Source organism: Streptomyces sp. UC4497 (genome assembly GCF_054871485.1).
On record NZ_JBTYHB010000009.1, the window covers coordinates 139,318 to 161,433 of the forward strand.

Annotated in this window: 21 protein-coding genes; 7 read left to right on the forward strand and 14 right to left on the reverse strand. The window is 70.2% G+C overall.

Translation table 11 applies throughout. The annotated features are described in order from the left end of the window. Nucleotides 1-29 precede the first annotated feature (29 nt). Entirely contained in the window at nt 30-1,079 is a 1,050-nt protein-coding gene (locus ACYSUO_RS15175; protein ID WP_461776615.1) for a M23 family metallopeptidase, read from the forward strand. Between the two features lie 51 nt (nt 1,080-1,130). Here the strand turns inward: ACYSUO_RS15175 and ACYSUO_RS15180 are convergent, their stop codons facing one another. The 5 genes from ACYSUO_RS15180 to ACYSUO_RS15200 all read right to left on the reverse strand — a co-directional run bounded on the left by ACYSUO_RS15180 (nt 1,131) and on the right by ACYSUO_RS15200 (nt 6,875). Next, nucleotides 1,131-2,021, reverse strand: a complete 891-nt coding sequence (locus ACYSUO_RS15180; RefSeq protein ID WP_461776617.1) for an HAD hydrolase family protein — start codon at nt 2,019-2,021, stop codon at nt 1,131-1,133. A gap of 107 nt (nt 2,022-2,128) precedes the next feature. Beyond that, on the reverse strand, nt 2,129-3,082 hold the full coding sequence (locus ACYSUO_RS15185; RefSeq protein WP_461776618.1) for an LLM class flavin-dependent oxidoreductase: 954 nt from the start codon (nt 3,080-3,082) through the stop codon (nt 2,129-2,131). A gap of 183 nt (nt 3,083-3,265) precedes the next feature. Then, nucleotides 3,266-4,246 carry a MerR family transcriptional regulator gene (locus tag ACYSUO_RS15190; protein WP_461776619.1) on the reverse strand — a complete coding sequence of 327 codons (981 nt, stop codon included), beginning with the start codon at nt 4,244-4,246 and terminating at the stop codon, nt 3,266-3,268. Next, nucleotides 4,243-6,021, reverse strand: a complete 1,779-nt coding sequence (locus tag ACYSUO_RS15195) for an SDR family oxidoreductase (protein WP_461776726.1) — start codon at nt 6,019-6,021, stop codon at nt 4,243-4,245. Before ACYSUO_RS15195 ends, ACYSUO_RS15190 begins: the two co-directional genes overlap by 4 nt. Before the next feature lie 11 nt (nt 6,022-6,032). Continuing rightward, nucleotides 6,033-6,875, reverse strand: a complete 843-nt coding sequence (locus ACYSUO_RS15200) for a M24 family metallopeptidase (RefSeq protein WP_461776620.1) — start codon at nt 6,873-6,875, stop codon at nt 6,033-6,035. A 232-nt stretch (nt 6,876-7,107) separates the two neighbouring features. Between ACYSUO_RS15200 and ACYSUO_RS15205 the strand changes: the two genes are divergently transcribed. The 5 genes from ACYSUO_RS15205 to ACYSUO_RS15225 all read left to right on the forward strand — a co-directional run bounded on the left by ACYSUO_RS15205 (nt 7,108) and on the right by ACYSUO_RS15225 (nt 11,036). Further along, entirely contained in the window at nt 7,108-8,127 is a 1,020-nt protein-coding gene (locus ACYSUO_RS15205) for an ABC transporter ATP-binding protein (protein WP_461776727.1), read from the forward strand. Continuing rightward, nucleotides 8,124-9,026, forward strand: coding sequence for an ABC transporter permease (locus ACYSUO_RS15210; RefSeq protein WP_461776621.1), 903 nt, complete (start codon nt 8,124-8,126; stop codon nt 9,024-9,026). The genes ACYSUO_RS15205 and ACYSUO_RS15210 overlap by 4 nt, the downstream gene beginning before the upstream one ends. Next, nucleotides 9,023-9,934 (forward strand): ABC transporter ATP-binding protein, encoded by a 912-nt coding sequence (locus ACYSUO_RS15215; RefSeq protein WP_461776622.1) that lies wholly within the window; start codon nt 9,023-9,025, stop codon nt 9,932-9,934. The genes ACYSUO_RS15210 and ACYSUO_RS15215 overlap by 4 nt, the downstream gene beginning before the upstream one ends. Before the next feature lie 9 nt (nt 9,935-9,943). Next, complete coding sequence (locus ACYSUO_RS15220; protein WP_426902687.1) at nt 9,944-10,663, forward strand: ABC transporter permease; 720 nt, start codon at nt 9,944-9,946, stop codon at nt 10,661-10,663. Nucleotides 10,664-10,793: 130 nt separating this feature from the next. After that, a complete protein-coding gene (locus ACYSUO_RS15225) occupies nt 10,794-11,036 on the forward strand; it encodes an SGM_3592 family protein (RefSeq protein WP_461776623.1) in 243 nt (80 codons plus the stop codon). Between the two features lie 326 nt (nt 11,037-11,362). On the opposite strand, the gene ACYSUO_RS15230 is transcribed toward ACYSUO_RS15225, so the two are convergent. The 9 genes from ACYSUO_RS15230 to ACYSUO_RS15270 all read right to left on the reverse strand — a co-directional run bounded on the left by ACYSUO_RS15230 (nt 11,363) and on the right by ACYSUO_RS15270 (nt 21,417). Then, the gene (locus tag ACYSUO_RS15230; protein ID WP_461776624.1) at nt 11,363-12,187 is read right to left on the reverse strand and encodes an HAD family hydrolase; all 825 of its coding nucleotides are present in this window, start codon (nt 12,185-12,187) and stop codon (nt 11,363-11,365) included. A gap of 59 nt (nt 12,188-12,246) precedes the next feature. Continuing rightward, complete coding sequence (gene serS / locus ACYSUO_RS15235; protein ID WP_426902684.1) at nt 12,247-13,518, reverse strand: serine--tRNA ligase; 1,272 nt, start codon at nt 13,516-13,518, stop codon at nt 12,247-12,249. Between the two features lie 642 nt (nt 13,519-14,160). Further along, the gene (gene pheA, locus ACYSUO_RS15240) at nt 14,161-15,096 is read right to left on the reverse strand and encodes a prephenate dehydratase (RefSeq protein ID WP_461776625.1); all 936 of its coding nucleotides are present in this window, start codon (nt 15,094-15,096) and stop codon (nt 14,161-14,163) included. A gap of 122 nt (nt 15,097-15,218) precedes the next feature. Then, complete coding sequence (efeB, locus tag ACYSUO_RS15245) at nt 15,219-16,520, reverse strand: iron uptake transporter deferrochelatase/peroxidase subunit (protein ID WP_461776627.1); 1,302 nt, start codon at nt 16,518-16,520, stop codon at nt 15,219-15,221. A gap of 8 nt (nt 16,521-16,528) precedes the next feature. Then, on the reverse strand, nt 16,529-18,475 hold the full coding sequence (locus ACYSUO_RS15250) for a copper resistance CopC/CopD family protein (protein ID WP_461776629.1): 1,947 nt from the start codon (nt 18,473-18,475) through the stop codon (nt 16,529-16,531). Nucleotides 18,476-18,491: 16 nt separating this feature from the next. Continuing rightward, a complete protein-coding gene (locus tag ACYSUO_RS15255; protein ID WP_461776630.1) occupies nt 18,492-18,968 on the reverse strand; it encodes a copper chaperone PCu(A)C in 477 nt (158 codons plus the stop codon). Further along, nucleotides 18,965-19,648 carry an SCO family protein gene (locus ACYSUO_RS15260; RefSeq protein WP_461776631.1) on the reverse strand — a complete coding sequence of 228 codons (684 nt, stop codon included), beginning with the start codon at nt 19,646-19,648 and terminating at the stop codon, nt 18,965-18,967. Before ACYSUO_RS15260 ends, ACYSUO_RS15255 begins: the two co-directional genes overlap by 4 nt. Before the next feature lie 78 nt (nt 19,649-19,726). Next, entirely contained in the window at nt 19,727-20,467 is a 741-nt protein-coding gene (locus ACYSUO_RS15265) for a YcnI family copper-binding membrane protein (RefSeq protein WP_461776632.1), read from the reverse strand. 158 nt (nt 20,468-20,625) lie between these two features. Beyond that, a complete protein-coding gene (locus tag ACYSUO_RS15270) occupies nt 20,626-21,417 on the reverse strand; it encodes a hypothetical protein (protein WP_461776633.1) in 792 nt (263 codons plus the stop codon). 191 nt (nt 21,418-21,608) lie between these two features. Between ACYSUO_RS15270 and ACYSUO_RS15275 the strand changes: the two genes are divergently transcribed. After that, nucleotides 21,609-22,067 carry an ATP-binding protein gene (locus ACYSUO_RS15275; RefSeq protein WP_461776634.1) on the forward strand — a complete coding sequence of 153 codons (459 nt, stop codon included), beginning with the start codon at nt 21,609-21,611 and terminating at the stop codon, nt 22,065-22,067. The last annotated feature ends 49 nt before the right edge of the window (nt 22,068-22,116 follow it).

Consider the following 22,116-nt stretch of genomic DNA (forward strand, 5'->3'; position numbering starts at 1 on the left):
CCGGCGTGCGGCGGTCGACGATCCGATGCATGCGTCAAGGACCCCGCAGGCCCCGCATCTCGCTCGTCCTCCCGGTGCTGCTCTGCGCCCTCGTGGCCCTCGGTGGCCCGCCCACGGTCTCCCAGGGCGCGGAGGGCCCCGAGGCGAGCGTGGACGTCGCGCGCCTCTTCGAGGAGGCGTCCACGGCGACGCAGCGCTACGAAGCGGGCCGAAAGGCCGCCTCCGTACAGAAGGCGGAGGTACGGACGATGAAGCGGCTGCTCGTGCGGGAGCGGCGGCAGATCTCCGTGCTCCACGGGGACCTCGGCCGGATCGCCCGCGCCCAGTACCGCAGCGGCGGCGACATCCCCGTCGCGGCGCAGATGCTGCTGGCCGGGGACCCCGAGAAGCTGATGCACGGTCAGCGGGCGGTCTGGCAGGCCGATCTGGCCCTCAACAACGCCGTGGACAAGAGCAGGCGCGCCGAGCGCAGGCTCGCGGACGGACAGCGCAGGGCGACGGACGCGCTGCGCGCCCTGAAGGAACGCAACGCACGGCTCGTCATCCTTAAGAAGAGCATCGCGAGCAAGCTCGAAGCGGCCCGCTGGCAGCTCCAGGGGCAGGCCGACACGTCGGTCGCCGCGGGGAAGTGCCGGGGCGCCGTACGCCTCAAGGAGCCGAAAAACTCAACTACGCGCGCGTGGCTGCCTCCTGTGGAGAAGTACGAGCTGTCCGCGGGCTTCGACAGCGCCGGCGAGCGCTGGTCGCACCGGCACACCGGACAGGACTTCGCGGTCGACATCGGCACGCCGGTGCGGGCGGTGGGCGCGGGCCGCGTGGTGAGCGTGTCCTGCGGCGGCGGCTTCGGCATCGAGGTCGTCGTGCGGCACCCCGGCGGCTACTACACGCAGTACGCGCACCTCGCCGCGGTCACCGTCGACCAGGGGCAGAAGCTCCGCGCGGGGCAGTGGGTCGGCCAGTCGGGCACCACCGGCAACTCGACGGGGCCGCACCTCCACTTCGAGGTGCGGCTCACGCCGTATCTGGGGTCCGGGGTGGACCCGGTGAAGTGGTTCGCCGAGCGCCACGTGAAGCTGTAGGCGCGAATGAGCAAGCCGGGTAATCCGGATACGCGAGACGAGTCGGCGCCGCTACCGGGCAGGCGCGTGCGCGGCCAGGATGTCCTCGATGACGCGGGCCACGCCGTCCTCGTTGTTGGTCGCCGTACGGGCGGTCGCGGAGGCCAGGACCTCGGGGTGCGCGTTCCCCATCGCGTAGGACGTGCCCGCCCAGGCGAGCATCTCCATGTCGTTGGGCATGTCCCCGACGGCGACCACCTCGGTGGGCGCGATGCCCCGCTCCGCACAGCACATGGCGAGCGTGCTCGCCTTGGAGACGCCGGGTCCGCTGATCTCCAGGAGCGCCGTCGGGCTCGACCGGGTGATCGCCGCCCGGTCGCCCACGCCCGCGCGGGCCAGAGCGAGGAACGCGTCGGGGTCGAGCTCGGGGTGGAACGCGAGGAGCTTGAGCACCGGCTGGTCCGCGACGGCCGCGCCCTCGAAGTCCGCGGCCAGCAGCTTCTCCGCGGGAGCGACGGTCTCCCCGGGATCCAGGTGCAGCGGCGGGTACGCCGGCTCGTGGTGCAGGCCGCAGGTGCGCTCGACGGCGAAGGTGGTGCCGGGGGCGACGTCGCGCAAGATGCGGACGACGTCGAGCGCGTCCGGGACCGTCAGCTCGCGGATCTTGACGAAGCGGTGCTCGCCCGCGCCGCCGTGCAGGTCCACGACGGCGGCGCCGTTGCCGCAGATCGCCAGGCCGTGGCCGTGCACATGATCGCTGACGACATCCATCCAGCGGGCCGGGCGGCCCGTCACGAAGAAAACCTCGATGCCGGCCTCTTCCGCGGCGGCGAGCGCGGCGACCGTACGCGGCGAAACGGTCTTGTCGTCGTGCAGCAACGTTCCGTCGAGGTCGGTGGCGATCAGCCGGGGCGTGGGGGCGGAGGGGGCCGGAGTCCGGGGCCCGGGAGTCGGTGAGGTCACCGAACCATGTTCGCGTATATGCGTGCACGGGCGTGCTGCGGGGCGCACATATGAGTGCGCACCTGGCTCATGCGCCCCGCCCGGGTCCCGGTGTGACGGAGTCCGATTCAGTCGAGTTGGGCCAGGGCCTCCGTGGCGATCGCCTCGAAGACCTTCTGGTCGGCCGCGAAGTCGGTGTCGGGGATCGGCCAGTGCAGGACGAGCTCGGTGAATCCCAGCTCCCGGTGCCTGCCCGCGAAGTCCACGAAGGCGTCGACGGAGGTGAGGGGGCGGGCGCGGTCCGGGGTGAATCCGGTGAGCAGGATCTTGTCCGGTTCGTCCGCGTCACGGCCGATGGCCTCGCACGCGGCGGTCAGCTTCGCGACCTGCCCGCGAATGGCCTGAATCGACTCCTCCGGGGTGCCCGTCGCGTACAGCTTCGGGTCGCCGGTGGTCACCCACGCCTGCCCGTGCCGCGCGGCGAGCTTCAGGCCGCGCGGGCCCGTCGCGGCCACCGCGAACGGCAGCCGGGGGCGCTGTACGCAGCCGGGGATGTTCTGCGCGCCGACGTCGCCGCCTGCCGAGTAGAAGGTCCCGTCGTACGAGACCGTGTCCTCGGTGAGCAGCCGGTCGAGCAGCGGGACGAACTCGGCGAAACGGTCGGCCCGCTCCCGCGGCGTCCACGGCTCCTGCCCGCTGTGTGCGAGGGCGCTCGCGTCGAAGCCCGTGCCGCCCGCGCCGATCCCCAGCGTGATCCGGCCACCGGAGATGTCGTCGAGCGAGAGCAGTTCCTTGGCGAGGGTGACGGGGTGCCGGAAGTTCGGCGAGGTCACGAGGGTGCCCAGGCGGATCCGCTCGGTGGCGGTCGCCGCGGCCGTCAGCGTCGGGACCGCCCCGAACCACGGCCCGTCCCGGAACGGCACGCGCCAGGACAGGTGGTCGTACGTGTACGCGGTGTGGAAGCCCAGCTCCTCCGCGCGCACCCAGGTCTCGCGTGCGCCCTCGTGCCAGCGGCGGTACGGCAGGATCACGGTGCTCAGGCGCAGCGGGCGAGGGGGTGTGGCGGGAGCGTTGTCGGTCATGCCTGTGAGCGTATGCGCAGTGGACGCGAGGGTCGTCCGGGCGGTTCCACCGTGTGTCTCCGCGCGGCTTGTGGATGTCCTCACGGATCCCTTTAGATTGCTTTCGCAAATATCGGTTCGGATGTTTGATCCACAGCCAAGTCCAGTTATCCACAGGCTAGTTGGCGATTCTGTGGACAACTCTCAATTCGGATCGCCCTTTTGGTCAACAGTGGGAGTATTGCTGGGTTTTGAGGTCAATGCGTCCAATGTCCTTGTCTGTACCTCGCGTTCGGCTGCCGCCGCGATGAAGGCGGAGACGTTCTCCGGGCCAACAAGCCTGCGTACGGCCCGCATTGTCTCCACGGGTATGGCGACGGACTGCTGTTCGTCCGCCACTTCGACCGCCGGTCCGTCCGCAAGGTGGCGATGGAGGTGTCGGGTGGCGAACATCCGCATCGCACGGGCAAGTTCGGCGTCCACGGACTGCTGCGCGAGCGGCCGAAGTCGTCGCACGAGCGAGGCCGCTTCGGCCGCTTCCGTGTCCGTCGGCGGTTGCGGACCGAGATAGCGCGCGAAGACGTGCTCGGTGGTGAACTCCAGGAAGCGCGCCGCTATATGTTCGACGTGCCCCCTCAACTCCCTGAGGTGAGTGGAAATTGCGGACAGCGGGACACCCGCCGCGTGCAACTCGGCGGCGACCGCGAGCTCTTGAGGGCTCGGTACGAGGAACTCGTCGTCCTTCCCCGGCACGCGCTCGAGCACCCCGAGGTCGAGCGCGTCCCGCACAGCGGCCTCGTCGGGTTCGCCGCCGAACCTCTCGTCCAGCTCCGCGCGCGTGATGCGCCCCGCCCGCTCGTCCGTCCACGGGCCGTCCACCTCTGCGACCAGACCGAGCACGCCGCCGAGGCCACGCCCCGCGTCCCAGGCCTCCAGCAGCTCCTTGATGGACGCCAGGGTGTAGCCGCGGTCCAGCAGGTCGGCGATCTGGCGCAGCCTGGACAGATGCGTGTCCGTGTACACATTGGCCCGCCCGCGGCGCTCGGGCCGCGGCAGCAGCCCGCGGTCCTGGTAGGCGCGGATCGTACGGACCGTGGCGCCACTGTGGTGGGCCAGGTCCTCGATCCGGTACTCGGCGGCCGACTGCTCTGCCCTCTCCTGTGGCCCCGGGGCCTCGCTGCTCACAGTGGCGGCTCCATCCGTGCGACCGCGCGCAGGGCCTTGGGCGTGAAGCGGGACATGAGGTGGGCGCCGCGGGCCTCAGGCGTGACCGGGACGACCGCCTTGTTGTGCACGACGGCGCCCAGGATCGCCTCCGCGACCTTCTCCGGCGGGTAGTTGCGCAGGCCGTACAGGCGGGAGGACTTCTTCTGGCGGCGCCGCTCCTCCTCGGCGTCCACCCCGGCGAAGCGGGCCGTCGCCGTGATGTTCGTGTTCACCAGGCCGGGGCAGATCGCGGAGACCCCGATGCCCTGCCCGGCCAGCTCGGCGCGCAGGCACTCGCTGAGCATCAGGACGGCGGCCTTGGAGGTCGAGTACGCGGGGAGCGCCTTCGAGGGCTGGTACGCCGCCGCGGACGCGGTGTTCACGATGTGGCCGCCCTGCCCGCGCTCGGCCATCTGCTTGCCGAACAGGCGACAGCCGTGGATGACGCCCCACAGATTGACGTCGAGGACCTTCTTCCAGTCCTCCGGGGTGGTGTCGAAGAACGAGCCGGACAGACCGATCCCCGCGTTGTTCACCAGGACGTCGACCACGCCGTACTCGGCGGCGACCTTCCCTGCGAGCTTCTCCATGGCCTGCTCGTCGGTGACGTCCACGGTCTCGCCCCACGCCTCGGGGGCGCCTATGAGCTGGGCCAGCTCGGCGGTCCGCGCGGCGCTCTCGGCGTCCCTGTCGACGGCGACCACGCGCGCGCCGGCCTCCGCGAAGGCGAACGCGGTGGCCCGCCCGATGCCGCTGCCCGCGCCGGTCACCAGGACCAGCTGACCGGCGAACCGGTCCGCGTGCTTCCCGTCGGCCGCCGGGCGCTGCGCGGGCACACCCGCCGCTTGTCCCTCGTGCGTGGTGACGAACTCGGTGATCCAGGCCGCGAGTTGATCGGGGCGGGTGCGCGGAACCCAGTGCTTGGCGGGCAGCACGCGGCGCGTCAACTGCGGTGCCCACAGCTCCAGCTGGTCGTACAGCTTCGGCGACAGGAAGGCGTCCCCGAGCGGCGTGATGAGCTGCACGGGCGCGTGCGCGTACGCGTCCTCGCGCGGGCGGCGCAGCCGCGACCGAATGTTGTCCCGGTACAGCCAGGCCCCGTGGGCGGCGTCCGAGGGCAGCGACGACGTCGGGTAGTCGCCCGCCGGGACCCGCTCGACGCGCTCCAGGATCTTCGGCCAGCGCTTGCCGAGCGGACCGCGCCAGGCGAGCTCGGGAAGCACCGGCGTGTGCAGCATGTACACGTACCAGGACTTGGCGCCCTGGCCGAGCAGCTGGCCCACCTTGGCGGGCGTGGGCTTCTTCATGCGCTGCTTGATCCAGTGCCCGAAGTGGTCGAGGGACGGGCCCGACATCGACGTGAAGGACGCGATGCGGCCCTGCGTGCGCTTGACCGTGACGAACTCCCACGACTGCACCGAACCCCAGTCGTGCCCCACCAGGTGCACGGGCCGGTCCGGGCTCACCGCGTCGACGACCGCCAGGAAGTCGTCGGTCAGCTTCTCCAGGGTGAAGCCGCCGCGCAGCGGCTGCGGCGCCGTCGACCCGCCGTGTCCGCGCACGTCGTAGAGCACCACATGGAAGTGGTCCGCGAGGCGCGCGGCGACCTCCGACCACACCTCCTTGGAGTCCGGGTAGCCGTGCACGAGCACCACTGTCGGCCGCTCGGCCCCGCCGGGCTCGCCCAGCTCGACGACGCACAGCTCGATACCGCCCGTGCGCACCCGGCGCTCGCGCGCGCCGTCGATCTTCATCAGGTCCGTCATCAGATGCCCTCCGCCCAGCGCCGCACGTGCGGCAGATCGTCGTCCAGCCAAAAGGCGCTCTCCTGCGGGTCCTTGGAGTCGGTGACCACGAGAAGCTCCTCGAACTTGGCGCCCGTGCCCCGGAATCCGAGGTGGGGCTCGACCGCCCACAGCCCCGGCTGCGGCGGGTGATCGGAGAACTTGTACGGCGACCACAGCGGCGACCAGCCGTCCCTGTGCCCGTGCAGCGCGTCGCTCGCCAGGCCCTTCAGGGACTGGGTGCCGAAGCCGAACAGCGTGGCGTTGATCCGCCGTTCCTTGACCCGGTCGACCTTGTGCGCGATCACGCCGAAGGGATACGCCCGGTGCCGGTTCGCATAGCCCTGGCGGACCATCAACCGCTCCACGTCCTCGTAGATCTCCCGTAGCGAGCGCCGCTCGCGCACCTCCCGCAGGATCAGCTCGCGGTGCGCCTCAAGGTCCGAAAGCAGCTTGTCGTGCACGGGGTTGAGGCCGAGGCAGCCCGAGTAGCCGATGTCCGCGGTGTAGCCCTGGTGGACCGGCGCCATGTCGAGGATGAAGGGCATCCCCGCCTCCAGCTTCCGGTTCGTCGGGAAGAACTGCAGCGGTACGCGGAAGTTCACGAACGCCGTACGGTCCCCGAACCAGGCGAAGGGCAGATGGAACCAGTCCCGCACCCCGCGCTCGCGCAGCCACTCCCGCTGCATCCGCGCCGCCTCGCGCTCCGTCACCCCCGGTTTGAGCTGCGCCGCGACCGATTCCGCGCATGCGTACGCGAGCCTCTGTACTTCTCTGAACCCCCGCAGTTCCGCCGAGAGTTCACGTACCACCGCTGAGGTCATGCCACCGTCCGTCCCGGTCGCGGCCGCCCCGATGCCGTGACCGGGTCGTCGCCGTACGCGCTCGTAACTTGACACTGATGAATGTGACAATGCCTGGCGGCGACGTCAAGGGGCGTGCAGGGGCTACTCAGGGCGGACCCCTAGGGACCCGTAATACTCAGGTCTTATACGAGGTCGACCCCACGGTCTGACGAATTGGTGTGGCCTGCGCCACTACGGTCGAACCGTGACTGTGATCGCGACCGAAAGCCTGAGCAAGCGGTTCCCCAAGGTGACCGCGCTTGACCGGCTGACCATGGACATCGGGCCCGGTGTGACCGGACTCGTCGGATCCAATGGAGCCGGCAAGTCCACCATGATCAAGATTCTCCTTGGTCTGTCCCCCGCGACGGAGGGCCGAGCCGAAGTGCTCGGGCTCGACGTCGCGGACCCGTCATCGGGTCCCAAGATCCGTGAGCGCGTCGGCTACATGCCGGAGCACGACTGCCTGCCGCCGGACGTCTCGGCGACCGAGTTCGTCGTCCACATGGCGCGCATGTCCGGCCTGCCGCCCACGGCGGCCCGCGAGCGCACCGCCGACACTCTGCGGCACGTCGGCCTGTACGAGGAGCGCTACCGCCCCATCGGCGGCTACTCGACGGGCATGAAGCAGCGCGTGAAGCTGGCCCAGGCGCTGGTGCACGACCCGCAGCTGGTGTTCCTGGACGAGCCGACGAACGGCCTGGACCCGGTCGGCCGTGACGACATGCTCGGCCTGATCCGGCGCGTGCACACCGACTTCGGCATCTCGGTCCTCGTCACCTCGCACCTGCTCGGCGAGCTCGAGCGCACCTGCGACCACGTCGTCATCATCGACGGCGGCAAGCTGCTGCGCTCCAGCTCCACCACGGACTTCACGCAGGCCACGGCGACACTGGCGATCGAGGTCACCGACAGCGACGAACACCCGGACGGGACAAAGGCGCTCCGCGAGGCGTTCGCGCAGCGCGGCATCGAGACCAGCGCCGGCGGCGAGCTGCCCGGCGCCGGGCACACGGTCCTCATCACGGCGCAGGGCGAGGAGACGTACGACGTCGTGCGCGACATCGTCGCGGACCTCGGCCTCGGCCTGATCCGCATGGAGCAGCGCAGGCACCAGATCGCGGAGGTCTTCCGCCCCGAGGCCGAGGCGCGGCAGGAGCAGGGCTCCGAGCGCGCGGCGGCCTGGGCGGCCACCGCCGCATCGCAACAGACGGGAGGCGCGGAGCGATGACCACCGAGCCCATGCCGACGGACCGCGCGTCCACCCAGATCCACAACATCGGCTACCGCCACTACGACGGCCCGCGCCTGGGTCGCGCGTACTCCCGCCGCTCGCTCTTCTCGCAGAGCCTGCGCGGTGCCTACGGACTCGGCCGCTCGGCCAAGTCCAAGGTGCTGCCGATGCTGCTCTTCATCGTGATGTGCGTCCCGGCGCTGATCATGGTCGCGGTGGCCGTCGCCACGAAGGCGAACGACCTGCCCGTCGACTACACGCGTTACGCGGTCATCCTCCAGGCGGTGATCGGCCTCTACGTGGCGTCCGCCGCGCCGAACGCCGTCTCCCTTGACCTGCGCTTCAAGTCGATCCCGCTCTACTTCTCCCGTCCCATCGAGCGCGTCGACTACGTAGTGGCGAAATTCGCCGCCATGACATCGGCGCTGTTCATCCTCACGGCCGCGCCGCTGATCGTGCTCTACGTAGGCTCTCTGCTCGCCAAGCTGGACTTCACGGAGCAGACCAAGGGATTCGCCCAAGGACTGGTATCCGTGGCGCTGTTGTCGCTGCTCTTCGCCGGGATCGGACTCGTCGTCTCCGCCGTCACCCCGCGCCGCGGGTTCGGCATCGCCGCCGTCATCGCCGTCCTGACCATCTCCTACGGAGCGGTGTCCACGGTCCAGGCGATCGCCGACGCCCAGGACAACGGCGGGGCGGTGACCTGGCTCGGCCTCTTCTCACCGATCACGCTCATCGACGGAGTGGGGACCGCGTTCCTCGGAGCGAGCTCGTCCTTCCCGGGGGCACACGGACCCTCGACCGGCCAGGGCCTCGTCTTCCTGCTCGTCGTCCTCGGGCTCATCGCCGGCTCCTACGGGCTGCTGATGCGCCGCTACCGGAAGGTCGGACTGTGACCACGATCAACATCGACCACGTCTCGCGCTGGTTCGGCAATGTCGTCGCGGTCAACGACGTCACGATGAACATCGCCCCCGGAGTGACCGGCCTGCTGGGGCCGAACGGCGCGGGCAAGTCCACGCTCATCAACATGATGGGCGGCTTCCTCGCCCCCTCGAACGGATCGGTGACCCTCGACGGACAGCCGATCTGGCGCAACGAACAGATCTACCGGCACATCGGCATCGTCCCCGAGCGCGAGGGGATGTACGACTTCCTCACGGGACGCGAATTCGTCGTCGCCAACGCGGAGTTGCACGGCCTCGGCAAGAAGGCCGCCCAGGAGGCGCTGGCCACGGTCGAGATGGAGTACGCGCAGGACCGCAAGATCTCGACGTACTCCAAGGGCATGCGGCAGCGCGTGAAGATGGCCTCCGCGCTCGTCCACACGCCGTCGGTGCTGCTGCTCGACGAGCCGTTCAACGGCATGGACCCGCGCCAGCGCATGCAGCTCATGGAGCTGCTGCGGCGCATGGGGGACGAGGGCCGCACCGTCCTGTTCTCCTCGCACATCCTCGAAGAGGTCGAGCAACTGGCCTCCCACATCGAGGTGATCGTCGCGGGCCGGCACGCCGCGAGCGGCGACTTCCGCAAGATCCGCCGCCTGATGACCGACCGCCCGCACCGCTACCTGATCCGCTCCAGCGACGACCGGGCGCTGGCCGCCGTGCTGATCGCGGACCCGTCGACGGCGGGCATCGAGGTCGACCTGAAGGAGGGCGCGCTGCATGTCCAGGCCGTCGACTTCGGCCGGTTCACGACGCTGCTCCCGAAGGTCGCGCAGGCGCACGGCATCCGGCTGCTCACGGTCTCGCCGTCCGACGAGTCCCTCGAGTCCGTCTTCTCGTATCTGGTCGCGGCGTAGGAGGCCCTGATGTACGACCCCACTGTCGCCCGACTCACCTACCGGGCCCTGCTCGGCAGGCGCCGGGCCCTCATCCTCTTCGCGCTGCCCGTGCTGCTGGTCGTGATCGCCGCGCTCGTGCGCGGGCTCACGGGGGCCGACGACCAGACCGCGTCCGACCTCCTCGGCGGTTTCGCGCTCGCCACGATGGTGCCGCTGATCGGAGTCATCGCGGGGACCGGAGCCATCGGCCCGGAGATCGACGACGGTTCCGTCGTCTATCTGCTCTCGAAGCCGCTCAAGCGCCCCACGATCATCTTCACCAAGCTCATCGTGGCGATCGGCGTGACCATGGTGTTCTCCGCCGTTCCGACGCTCATCGCGGGCTTCATCCTGAACGGGAACGGGCAGCAGATCGCCGTCGCCTACACGATCGCGGCTCTCGTCGCGTCCATCGCGTACGCGGCGATCTTCCTGCTGCTCGGCACGGTTACCCGGCACGCGGTCGTCTTCGGCCTCGTCTACGCCCTCGTATGGGAGGCCCTGTTCGGATCCCTGGTCTCCGGGGCGCGCACGCTCAGCGTGCAGCAGTGGTCGCTCGCGGTCGCCCAGAAGGTGGCCGGCGGCGACCTCGTCACCTCGGACGTGGGGCTGCCGCTCGCGACGGTGCTCCTGGTGGTGGTGACGGTCCTGGCGACCTGGTACGCCGGGCAGAAGCTGCGGACTCTGAAGCTGGCCGGGGAGGAGTAGGACCCGGTCGTCGCACGGGCTCCGGGTCGTTTCCTGACGCCGATTTCACCCTCCCACCAGGACACTGGTGGGAGGGTGCGCCGTTCGACAGGCGCCCCGATGAAGACCCGGAGTACCCGGAGGACCCGCGATGGCACACGAACCGAACCGCGAGGGGGACCGGCCCGGTCAGGGCGACGACACCTGGGACGACGTGGTCCTGGACACCGAATTCATCCGTGCCGCCGAGACGACCGAACCGTCCGCGCGGGCCCGCATGCTCGCCGAGCGGTGGCGAAAGGGTGGGCCCGAGCCCCAGCCGTGGCGTTCGGACGAGCCGCCCGCGGGGTGGTTCTTCAGCAAGGCGCGGCGGCGCAGGTGGCGCCGCCGGTGAGCCGGTGGGAACCGGCGATTAATTCGGTGGCGTCGAACTCCCGGGCGCGGCACAGTAGTTGTGTCAGTGCGCCGACTGTGGCGTCCAAGGACCGGGAGAGGAGCGCGGCGATGTCCTTCAACAGTCCGTCGAGCTCCCGGCAGGGCGGCCCGAGGCAGGCTCCGGAGTAGTCATTGCACTCCGTCGAGCCCCGCCCAGGGTGTCGCCCGGGGCGGCCGCTTCGAGCGCGTGTCCTTCTTCCGTGACACGCGGGCCGCCCACCCTTTGCATCGAGGGCCGACCCCGGTACAGCCGGGGCCGGCCCTCGATGCGACCTCACAAACCGCTCAGCCGAGCAACCGCTCCAGCACCACCGCGATGCCGTCGTCCTCGTTCGACGACGTCACCTCGTTGGCCACCGTCTTGAGTTCCTCGTGGGCGTTCGACATGGCCACGCCGTAGGACGCCCAGCCGAACATCGGGATGTCGTTGGGCATGTCGCCGAAGGCGATCGTGTCGACGGCCTTCGCGCCCAGGCGCCGGGCCGCAAGGGAGAGCCCCGTGGCCTTGGAGAGGCCGAGCGGGAGCAGCTCCACGATGCCCTCGCCCGCCATCGTGACCCCCACCAGACCGCCGGCGACGGTACGCGCGACCTCCGCCAGCTGGTCGTCGGTCAGGCCCGGATGCTGGACGTACACCTTGTTCAGCGGCTGCGCCCACAGCTCCGCGAGCTCGGTGAACGGGACGACCGGGAGCGGGCCCTCCTGCACCTCGTAGCCGGGGCCGACGATGACCTCGCCCTCGAGGCCGTCGCGGCTCGCGGCGAGCGCCAGCGGACCGAGCTCGGCCTCGATCTTGGCGAGCGCGAGCCCCGCCAGCTGCCGGTCGAGCGTCACCGAGGTGAGCAGCCGGTGCTCCCCCGCGTGGTAGACCTGCGCGCCCTGGCCGCACACCGCGAGCCCCTCGTAGCCGAGGTCGTCGAGGATGTGGCGGGTCCAGGGCACGGCCCTGCCGGTCACGATGATGTGCGCGGCGCCCACCGCGGTGGCCGCGGTGAGCGCGTCACGCGTGCGCTCGGAGACCGTGTCGTCGGACCGCAGCAGCGTTCCGTCGAGATCGGTCGCCACGAGCTTGTACGGAAAGGCAGGGGCGAGGGGAGCGGGGTGGCTCACTTGGCGTTCGGCTCCAGGTGTTCAGGCCGTGCGGGCCCTGCGGGCCATTCGGGCTGCGCTTACTTGGGGTCCAGAGTGGTGCGTCCCCCAAGGTAGGGCCGCAGCATCTCCGGAACCCGCACCGAGCCGTCGGCCTGCTGGTGATTCTCCAGGATCGCGACGATCGTGCGCGGGACGGCGCACAGCGTGCCGTTCAGCGTCGCGAGCGGCTGCACCTTCTTGCCGTCGCGCATCCGGATCGACAGGCGGCGCGCCTGGAACCCGTCGCAGTTCGACGCCGAGGTCAGCTCGCGGTACTTGCCCTGCGTCGGGATCCACGCCTCGCAGTCGAACTTGCGCGAGGCCGAGGCGCCGAGGTCACCCGTGGCGACGTCGATCACCTGGAAGGGCAGCTCGAGACCGGTCAGCCACTGCTTCTCCCACTCCAGGAGGCGCTGGTGCTCGTTCTCCGCGTCCTCCGGGGCGACGTACGAGAACATCTCGACCTTGTTGAACTGGTGGACGCGGAAGATGCCGCGGGTGTCCTTGCCGTACGTCCCGGCCTCGCGGCGGTAGGACGGCGAGAAGCCGGCGTAGCGCAGCGGCAGCTGGGCGCCGTCGACGATCTCGTCCATGTGGTACGCGGCGAGCGGGACCTCGGAGGTGCCGACCAGGTAGTAGTCGTCCTTCTCCAGGTGGTACACGTTCTCCGCGGCCTGGCCGAGGAAGCCGGTGCCCTCCATGGCGCGCGGGCGCACCAGGGACGGGGTCAGCATCGGCGTGAAGCCGGCCTCGGTGGCCTGCGCGATCGCCGCGTTGACCAGGGCGAGCTCGAGCAGCGCGCCGATGCCGGTCATGTAGTAGAAGCGCGAGCCGGAGACCTTCGCGCCGCGCTCGACGTCGATGGCGCCGAGCGCCTCGCCGAGCTCCAGGTGGTCCTTGGGCTCGAAGCCCTCGGCGCCGAAGTCGCGGATCGTGCCGTGCGTCTCCAGGACGACGAAGTCCTCCTCGCCGCCGCGCGGGACGTCGGGGTGCACGATGTTGCCCAGCTGGAGCGCGAGCCGCTGCGTCTCTTCCTCGGCCTCGCGCTGCTCGGCCTCCGCGGCCTTGACGGCGGCGGAGAGCTCGCCCGTCTTCTTCAGCAGCTCCTGGCGCTCCTCGGGGGAGGCCTTGGGGATCAGCTTGCCGAGCGACTTCTGCTCGGAACGGAGTTCGTCGAAGCGGAGCCCGGACGACCTGCGCCGCTCATCGGCGGACAGGACGGAGTCGACGAGTGCGACGTCCTCTCCACGGGCGCGCTGGGAGGCGCGAACACGGTCGGGGTCCTCACGGAGCAGGCGAAGGTCAATCACCCCTCAAGGCTACCGTTGCCCGCTTCCGGCCCACGACCCGATAACCGATGCACTCCCTTATGCCCTATTTGCCGGAATGTGAATTTAGGGTGGAGCGCGGCCGGAAAAGATCCACACGAGCCCCCGCGGGGCGTGTCAAGGAAAACCGCCACTTTCCCTTGAAAGGGGCAGACGCGGCACTTCGCCTTGACCCGATCCCCTTGCTGTGAGCGGGACTTGGGGCCCGCTGTCCACAGTGATGCACAGGCCGGAAAAGTTATCCACAGGCTGTGAAAATGATCTGTGGATGCCGGAAGGGATCATTCCGAAAGCCGCATGCGTAACGAAGAATTCCCCTCTCAAACCGCGTGCAAGCTCACTTTCGGGTGGAAATGCTTCACTCCAAAGAGCTGATCATGCCAAATGCATGGACGAAGGGTGACCTGCCGGGCTGTGGACGCATCTGGGGGCTGTGGGCCGATTTGTCGACCAACCGGCACCTTCCTGTCGACTTGTCCCCAGGTCGAGAAGGCGCCCTGTGGATAACTTCTGTGGATGAAGAAAATCCGCTGGTAGGACCGGGTGTCCAGACAAAAAGTAGCCGGATCCGGCGGTGGACAACCCGGATCCGGCGGGGGATTACGGCCAGCTGGGGCCGATGCGCTAGAACCGGCCGTCCTGGCAGCGCGCCAGCCAGTCCGACGCCGCCACGAACTCGCCGTCCGAGGTCCCCGAGCGCGGCGGGCGCACGTCCTCGACGGCGACTCCGGCGCGCGGGTACGAGCCGAGGAAGCGCACCTCCGGGCAGGCCCGCTTCAGCCCCATCAGCGCCTCGGCCACCCGGCGGTCCGCGATGTGCCCCTCCGCGTCGATCGCGAAGCAGTAGTCGCCGATGCCCGTGCCGGTGGGCCGGGACTGCAGCAGCACCAGGTTGACCCCGCGGATGGCGAACTCCTGGAGCAGCTCCATCAGCCCACCGGGGTGGTCCTCGCGCTGCCAGATGACGACCGAGGTCTTGTCCGCGCCGGTGGGCGCCGCGGGCCGGGCCGGCTTGCCGACCAGGACGAAACGCGTCTGCGCGTTCTCCGCGTCGTGGATCTCGGTGACCAGCGGCACGAGCCCGTATTTCTCGGCAGCGAACTCGCCGGCGAACGCGGCGTCGTAGCGCCCCTCCTGCACGAGGCGCGCGCCGTCGGCGTTCGACGCCGCGGACTCCCAGGTCACGTCCTCCGCCAGGTGGGCCTTCATCCAGTTGCGCACCTGCGGCTGGGCGGCCGGGTGCGCGGTGACCGTCTTGATGTCGGAGATCGCGGTGCCGGGGCGGACGAGCAGCGCGAAGGTGATGTCGAGCAGCACCTCGCGGTAGATCATCAGCGGCTCGCCGGCGACCAGCTCGTCGAGCGTCGTGGTGATGCCGCCCTCGACGGAGTTCTCGATCGGCACGAACGCGGCCTCGGCCTCGCCGCTGCGGACGGCGTCGAGCGCGGCGGGCACGGACACGACGGGGACGAGTTCCCGGGTGGCCGTCTCCGGGAGCGTGCGCAGGGCGACTTCGGTGAAGGTGCCCTCGGGGCCGAGATACGCGTAGCTGGCTGGCATGGGCTCACCCTAATGGGCCGTACGAAGCCGGGCTCACGGATGCGTCACGGGCCACCCCACCCGGCGACGGCCCCATCCGGCGACGGCCCCACCCGGCGCGATGGCCCCACCCCCGGACCCGCTCACCCCTCCAGCAACGCCTGCCCCACATAGCCGCCCTTCTCGGCGCCGCCCGGCACCGCGAAGAGCCCGCTCGCCTCGTGCCGGATGAACTTCGACAGGGCGTCGCCCCGGTCGAGCTTGCGCTGCACCGGGACGAAGCCGCGCAGCGGGTCCGCCTGCCAGCAGATGAAGAGCAGGCCGGCGTCCGGAGTGCCGTCCTCGTCGTAGCCGTCGTGGTACGAGAACGGGCGGCGCAGCAGCGCGGATCCGCCGTTCTGGTCGGGGCGTGTGATGCGGGCGTGCGCGTTGAGCGGGATGACGAGGTCGCCGTTCGCGTCCGTCTTCTCCAGGTCCGGCTCGGTGGTCTCCTTGCCGCCGGTCAGCGGGGCGCCGCTCGACTTCTTGCGCCCGATGACGTGCTCCTGCGCCGCCGTCGACAGCTTCTCCCAGTCGTCGAGCAGCATCCGGATCCGGCGGACGACGACGTACGAGCCGCCTCCCATCCACGCGGGGGACTGCGCGGAGCCCGAATCCGGCACGAAGATCCGCTTGTTGAAGTCGGCCTCGGACGGCTTGGGGTTGTTGGTCCCGTCGACCTGGCCCATCAGATTGCGGACCGTCATCGGGTGGGCGGTGGCCCCCGGCGAGCGGTTGAAGCCGTTCATCTGCCAGCGCAGTCTGGCCACGCCGCCCGCGTCCTTCTGGATCGCACGCAGCGCGTGGAAGGCGACGAGCGGGTCGTTCGCGCCGATCTGCACCCACAGGTCGCCGTTGCTGCGCGCCTTGTCGAGGTGGTCGGAGTAGAAGTCCGGCAGCGGGTCGAGGGCGGCGGGGCGCTGCTTCTCCAGCCCCGTACGGGAGAAGAAGCTGTGGCCGAAGCCGAAGGTGACCGTCAGCGAGGAGGGGCCCGCGTCCCGGGCGACATCCGTGTCGTCCGAGGCCGAGGGCTCGCCCGCCATCAACCGCTCGGCCGTCGCCGACCAGCGGCGCAGCAGGGCGGCGGCCTCCTTGCGCCCCGTGCCCGCCGCCAGGTCGAACGCGACGAGATGGCCGCGGGACTGCATCGCGGTGGTGATGCCGGGCTGATGTTTCCCGTGAAACATCACCTCGTCCGCCCCGATCGAGGTCAACGTGGCCTGCTGCTCGGGGGAGTTCGAGGACGCCACGGCGTACCCCGCGCCCGCACCGACGGCACCGAGGGCGACGCCGGTGGCACCCGCCGTCCCGATCAGGCGACGCCGCGAGATGCCCGCGGCCCCGGGGGAGGACTCGGTGCTGCTCTTGGTACCAGCGGTGCCAGCCGTGTCAGTCGTGTCAGCCATGGGGCAGGTCAGCCGATCTTCGCGTTCTTGTTGATGGTGATCTGGTCGATGTCCGACGTACGCACGGTCAGCGCGACCTTCCAGTCGCCCGCCACGGGGATCTGCACACCGCTCGCCGTCCAGTGTCCCGTGGCGATGTGATCGGGCACGACGGGCAGCGGCCCGATCTTCTTCGCCTCCTGAGTGAGGGCGAGCTTCACCTCGGGGACGTCGAAGGCCTTGCCGTTCGGCCGCTCTATGTAGAGGTGCATTTCGTTGTTGCCGGTGCGTCCGGGGTCCATCTCCAGGAGGGCGGTGCCCTTGCCGTCCGCGCCTCCGGTGTCGAACGGGATCTTCAGGGAGAGCGGCCCGGTCTGCGCCTGCGCGGCCGAGGTGGCGGACTTGGCCTCCTCCTCCGTACGCCCCGGCTCGGTGGACGTCAGCACGGTGGTGACCGCGAGCAGGACGACCGCGATGCCCGCCTCGACGAGCACCGAGCGGCGCAGGCCGAAGCGGTGCGGATCGGCGTCGCGCACCCGCTTCTCGCGTGCGCTCGCCATCGCGGCGCGCTGGCGGGCGAGTTGGGCGGCCCGCTCGGGGTTCGCGCCCTTCCCGCCGGCGGCCACGGAGACCGGCTCCTTCTCCTCGGAGACCTCGGAGATTTCGGACACCTCGGACGCCTGCTTCTGTGCCACCGGGGCGGCGGCCACGGTCTCGGCGAGCCGCGCCGTCCACTTCCGGGAGATCCAGGCGACGCCGACGAGCACGGCGACGAGCCCGACCTTCACCATCAGCAGCTGCCCGTACGCCGTCCCGGTCAGCGCCGACCAGGAGCCGACCTGACGCCACGACTGGTAGATCCCGGTCGCGACGAGGACGAGGACGCTGCAGAAGGCGACCCGCGAGAAGCGGCGTACGGCCGAGCCCTCGATCGTCGGCACCCGGTACAGGGCGACGAGCAGCGTGGTCAGCCCGCCGAGCCAGGCGGCGACGGCCAGCAGGTGCAGCACGTCGACGGGCATCGCCAGGGCCGCCTGGATGCCGGTCGAGGCGTGCTCGGCCATGGCCCAGGTGGCGGCGAGTCCGGCCGCGACGACGGCGCCGCCGACGGAGAGCCCGAAGGTGAGATCGTTCCGCTCCTTGGCCTTGGCGTCCTGCCCGTCCTCTTCCCTCTCTCCGTCTTCCTCGTCCTCGTTCTTCTTCGCGTACGCCCCGAAGAGCACCGCGATGAAGAGGGCCGCCGCCGCGAGCAGCAGCAGCCGGGAAGTGAGCGCGGCGCCGGTCTTCGTCTGCAGGACCTGGCCGAGCAGCGACATGTCGAAGACGTCGCCGAGCTTCCCCGACCCGGTGTACGAGCCCCGCATCAGCAGCATGACCAGGGTGGCGGCGGTGAGCGCGGTCCAGGCGCCGACCACGACGCGCTGCACCGGCTTGCTGCTCGCGCCGCGCCGCCAGCAGCCGAGCACGAACGCGGCGCCGCCCACGAGCAGCGCGAAGCCCGCGTACGAGACGTAGCGCGCGATGCCGTAGATCACGCCGACGACTCCGCCGCCGGCGTTCTGGTCGGCCACCACCGCGGTCGTCTTGGAGGGCGCCCCGATGGAGAAGGTGTAGGCGCCGGCGACGGGATGGCTGTCGGCGGAGACGACCTGGTAGGCGACGGTGAACGTGCCGTCGGGCAGGCCCGAGTGCACTCCCACCGTGTAGGTCGTGCCGCCGGAGTGGGCGATCTTGCCGTCGTCGACGCGCTTGCCCGCGGGGTCGAGGACACGGACCGCGCCGTCGGAGATCGCGACGCTCTCGGAGAAGGTGAGCGACACCTTCTTCGGAGCCGTGTCGACCACCGCTCCCTGCTTGGGGTCGCTCCCGGTCAGCGCGGCGTGCGCGGACGCGGGGGCGGCGCCGGCCAGGAGTGCGCCGGTGACGGCGAGGAAGAGCAGCACCAGCTGCCAGGTGCGGGGAGCGATGGTCTTCACGTACGAGTCAGCCCCTTCAGTGCGAAGCGTGCGACGGGTTGTAGGTGGCGACCTTCACCGGGAAGGAGACCGTGACGGTCCCGGACTTGGTGAAGTGCAGCTGCACCGACACCTTGTCGCCCTCCGCGGGCTTGCGCTTCAGGTTCTCGAACATGAGGTGGTTGCCGCCGCGTTCGAAGTCGAGCTCGCCGTTCGCGGGCACGGCGAAGGACTTCTGCTCCTTCATCACACCGCCCTTGGTGCTGTGCAGGGTGACCTTCTGGGAGATACCGCTGCTCACGGACGTGAGGGTGTCGGCGGCGCCCTTGTTGTGCACGGTGAAGAACCCGGCCGCCATGTCGCCGGAGGCGGGCGCGGGGATGAACGCGCCCTCGACCTTCACGTCGGGCTTGTCGGCGGAGTCGGAGTCGGCCTCGGAGCCGGAGCCACAGGCGGTCAGGGCGAGCCCCGCCGCGAGCGTGACGGCGCCGAGGGCGAGGGGCGTGCGCCTCACGGCTTCTCCCCCTTGACGATCTTGGGGAGGTCCTTGGTGTAGTCGTCGACGGTGGCGTCCTCGCCGTACAGCACGTAACCGGCGTCGTTCTTCGGCGAGAAGGCGATGACCTGCGTGCCGTGCATCGACACGAGCTTGCCCTTCTTGTCCTTCTGCGTCGGCTCGATGGAGATGCCGAGGGTGCGGGCGCTGCCCTGGATGGTGGCGAAGTCGCCGGTCAGGCCGATGAAGTCGGGGTCCTGCGCCTTGAGCCACTTGCCGAGCACGGACGGGGTGTCGCGGTCCGGGTCGGTGGTGACGAAGACGACCTGGAGCTTGTCCTGCTCGGACTTGGGCAGCGACTTCTTGGCGACGGCGATGTTGCTCATCGTCAGCGGGCAGACGTCGGGGCAGTGCGTGTAGCCGAAGTAGATCAGCGTCGGCTTGTTCTTGGTCTGCTCACGCAGGTCGAACTTCTTGCCGTGGGTGTCGGTGAGGACCAGATCCGGCTTCTTGAACGGCTTGTCGAGGACCGTCGCGGCCTTCTTCGTGCCGGTGTCGGAGGACACCTCGGCGACCGGCTTTCCGCTGTCGTCGCTGCTGCCGCAGGCCGACAGGGCGAAGGTGGCGACGGTGACGAGTCCGACCGCGGCCAGCAGGCTCTTCCTGTTGAACGTCGTGTTCTTGCGGGGGTTGCGCATAGAAAAATGTCCCAGATGTGAGGTGGCCGGCGGGTGCCGGGGTCGCCCACCGCGACCCCGGCACCCACCGAGGGTGGCTCAGCTGTTGGTACGCCGACGGCCCGCCATGACGCCGAACGCCACACCGGCGGCGCCGACGACGATGCCGACGATGCCGAGGGCGCGGGCGGTGGTGTCGCTGCCGGAACCGCCGGAGTCCGTGGTCGCGGCGGCGGCCTCCTGCTTGGCACTGTCGTCGGAGGCGCCCGAGGCACCGTGCCCGTCGTCCTCGGCGGCCGAGAGCTCAAGGGTGGGCGCCGGGTTCTCCGGCTCCTCCTGGCCCTTCTGCTGCGGCTCGATCCAGCGCACGACCTCCTTGTTGTCGTACGTCTGGATCGCCTTGAAGACGAGCTGGTCGGAGTCGGTCGGCAGCTGGCCGATGGAGACCGGGAACTTCTGGAAGTAGCCGGGCTGCACGCCCTTGTCCTTGCCGGAACCGGTCGCGGTCCAGGTGACCTTGGAGACGGCCTCGGTGATCTTCTCGCCGTGCATCTCCATCGGCTTGTCGAGCTTCGACTTGGTGACGTCGGCCTTCCAGCCCGGCACCGGCTCGGGCATCACGGAGGCGAGCGGGTGCTCGGTCGGGAAGTTGATCTCGAGCTTGGTGGTCGCGGCGTCGTCGCGCTCGTTCGGCACCTTGAAGTCGACCGTGGCGTAGCCGCCCTTGGCGGCCTCGCCCTCCGGCTGCACGCTCACGTGCGCGAAGGCGGGGGCGGACACGAGGACGACGGAGGAGACGGCGGCGGCACCGACGAGAGCGGCGCGGGACATCTTCTTCATGACAGGGAGAACTCCACGTTCAGCGGGATCCGTACTTCGGAAGGGAAGCTGCGCGACCGCGAAACACCGCACTACGTATGCGGCGAAAAAGCAGGTACGCGCGCGTGCCCACGGCACGACTCATCCCCACGCAGTACGCGGCGGAGCATGCGTGCCGTTCAGGCAGCGAGAAGGAACGTGTTGGCCGCGGGTGGTCCGCGCCGGCTCACGGAGTGCTGAAGTGCCGCCGCCCGCAGGGCCGGTGGTTCGGGGAACCCGGCACGAGCGGCGGGCGCCAGGGCGGGCGCACTCCGGAGTCCGGCCCTGAGGACGCGTACGAGGCCGAGGGCGGCCCGCAGCGAACGGATGGGCGCCGCATGGGCGACGCCCTGCGCGGAGAGCCGCGAGAGCCGCACGACGCGGCTCAGGGCGAGGTCTCCGTGGCGCAGCAGCCAGCCCGCGCCGGCCGCGGCGAGCAGGTGCCCGAGAAGCATCGGCAGCGACGGCAGCAGCGACATCGCGGAGCCGGCCGCGCCCGCCATGTGGTGCGCGTCGCCGGACGGCACGCGCGCGTTGTCGAGGATCCGCTGGGCCTGCGCCGGGCTGAGCGTCGACGCGCCCGCCCCGCACATGAGCCGCGCGGCCCGCTCGACCGCCGAGGGCTCGCCCGACGCGCCGGTCATGGTCATGGTGTGCTGCTGACCGAGGCCGAAGAGGCTGTGCAGCGCGATCTGCCCGGCCCCCAGCGTGGCGGCGATGCCCGGCAGCGACCGCTCGCGGCCCGCCAGCGGCAGGGCCACACAGAAGACGGCGAGGAAGCCGAGCGACAGCGTCCACAGCGGGACGGTGGCCGTCGAACCGAGGACGTGCCCCGCCGCGGACAGCATGACGCAGACCGCGGCGAACACCGCGGCCCTGAGCAGCCGGAGATCGGCTGCGCTGCGCGCCTGGCGCTCGTGGGGGGCAGACATGGCGGGCTCATCATCGCACTGGCTTCACACGCTCCATACGGCAGGTCCGCAAGATCCCAAATCTCCCGTACACCGCCGACCCCCGTATGCGCGTCCGCCGTATGGGCGTCATCACGTCAACTGCGCGATTGCGCGGGGCCGGTGGTGGCAATACGTATCGGTATGTCGAGTCGTTGCCGGGAGGCGGGAGCATGAGCATCTGGTGGTCCTTCCAACTACGGCGCAATGCCGCGAGCGTGCCGCTCGCCCGGCGGCTCCTCATGGGCACCATGGAGACCGCGGGCGTCGACCCCGACATCTCCTACGACCTGTCGGTCGCGCTCAGCGAGGCGTGTGCGAACGCCGTGGAGCACGGCGGCGCGGCGGCGAGCGAGACGACGGACGCGTTCCGGGTCACCGCGTATCTGGACGGCGAGATGTGCCGCATCGAAGTGGCCGACACCGGGCCCGGCTTCACCGCCGCCGGTGGCCGCGCGGCGGTGTCCGTCCGCCCGGCGCCCGACTACGCGGAGCACGGCCGCGGCCTGTGTCTGATCCAGGAACTCGCCGACCACGTGCACTTCGTGAACAGACCCGGCAAGGGTGGCGCCGTGGTCAGCTTCGACAAGATCCTCAAGTGGCGGGAGGACGCACCGCTGATGGCGGTGTGAACGCGAAAAAATCGCGCCTACGTAGAGAAAGACCGCGCCTACGTAGCGA